Raw genomic sequence first — 1,450 nt, 5'->3', positions numbered from 1 at the left:
CCCGTGCTGCTCAAGCCCCAGAGCGAGGTCGGTTCCCAGGTGGTGGTGCAGGGACGTCGCATCGGGACCGCCAAGGCCCGGGAATATCAATCCTGGAAGCCGCGCCTGATGGCTGCCGTGCTCGACAGCTTCGCACGTCTCGGCGATGAAGCCGATCTCGTCCTTGTGGAGGGCGCGGGCTCGGCCTCCGAGGTGAATCTCCGCGCTGCCGATATCGCCAATATGGGCTTCGCCCGCACCGCCGGCGTGCCGGTCGTGATCGTCGGCGACATCGATCGGGGCGGGGTCATCGCCAGCCTCGTCGGGACGCGGGCGGTGCTCGACGAAGCGGATGCCGCCATGGTGCGTGGCTTCATCGTCAATCGTTTCCGAGGCGACCCGGCGCTGTTCGATGACGGAATGCGCTTCATTGCGGAGCGCACCGGCTGGCCTGCGCTCGGTCTTGTGCCGCATTTCCCAGACGCCGCACGGCTTCCGGCGGAGGACGGTCTCGGCCTGCGCCGAGACAGGGGCAAGTCCGGGACTGACACCGTTCTGATTGCTGTTCCGGTAACGCCGCGCATCTCCAATTTCGACGATCTCGATCCGCTGCGCGAGGAGACGGGCGTCCATGTCGCTCTGATCGAACCGGGTCAGCCGCTTCCAGTAGAAGCAGCGCTCGTCCTGCTGCCCGGCTCCAAGACCACCATCGACGATCTGCTGTTCATCCGCGCGCAAGGCTGGGACATCGACATCAAGGCGCATCTGCGCCGGGGAGGGCGGGTGCTCGGCCTGTGTGGCGGCTATCAGATGCTGGGACGGCGCATCGATGATCCGTTCGGAATCGAAGGTGAGGCAGGCCGCTCCGTGGAGGGGTTGGGGCTACTCGATGTGGCGAGCACGCTGACGGAAACGAAACACCTTGAGGCGGTCAGCGGAGTTACGATCCCGGACCGGATCCCCTTATCGGGATACGAGATGCATGTCGGCGAGACGTCGCGGCAGAGCGCATCGGTGCAGGCGTTTGCCCAGCTGGAGGATGGTCGTCTCGACGGCGCCGTCTCAGCGGACGGACGGGTGGCCGGAACCTACGTTCATGGCCTGTTTGCCAATGACCGCCAAAGGGCCCGCTGGCTGCGGCTCCTCGGAGCCGAGGCGAGCGATCTGGTTTACGAAGCACTCGTGGACGACATCCTGGACCGCTTCGCCGATCACCTGGAGCAACACGTGGATTGCAATCGGCTTCTGGAGCTCAGCGCGCGATGAGCCAAGTCAGCACCATCAAGGCCAAGGCTAAGGCAAAGAGCAGTCCGCAAGCCGTCCGATAGAGCATGAGCGCCCTGTCGATGTCCTGCGCTGTCGCCTCAGAACGTCCGTCGCCCATCCAGCAATCCTCGACGCGGACATTCCCATAGATGCGCGGTCCGGCCAGCCGCAGGCCGAGGGCACCCGCCATTGCAGCCTCCGGCCA

At 65.4% G+C, this 1,450-nt stretch carries 2 protein-coding genes; one reads left to right on the top strand and one right to left on the bottom strand.

Annotation, left to right across the window (positions count from 1 at the left end; all coding sequences use genetic code 11):
• Positions 1-1,245, top strand: a 1,245-nt coding sequence (locus tag DC522_RS33450) for a cobyric acid synthase (RefSeq protein WP_116532688.1), incomplete at its 5' end; no start/stop codon positions are given.
• Here DC522_RS33450 and DC522_RS33445 read toward each other — a convergent pair.
• A partial coding sequence (locus DC522_RS33445) for a cobalamin biosynthesis protein (protein WP_165820443.1) occupies positions 1,232-1,450 on the bottom strand: 219 nt, incomplete at its 5' end. The two genes, DC522_RS33450 and DC522_RS33445, sit on opposite strands and share 14 nt — an antisense overlap.

It is taken from the genome of Microvirga sp. KLBC 81 (assembly GCF_003075415.1).
In the GTDB taxonomy this organism is placed as follows: Bacteria; Pseudomonadota; Alphaproteobacteria; order Rhizobiales; family Beijerinckiaceae; genus Microvirga.
The sequence above is the reverse complement of the archived record's forward strand: the minus strand, read 5'-3'. Positions and strand labels throughout refer to the sequence as shown.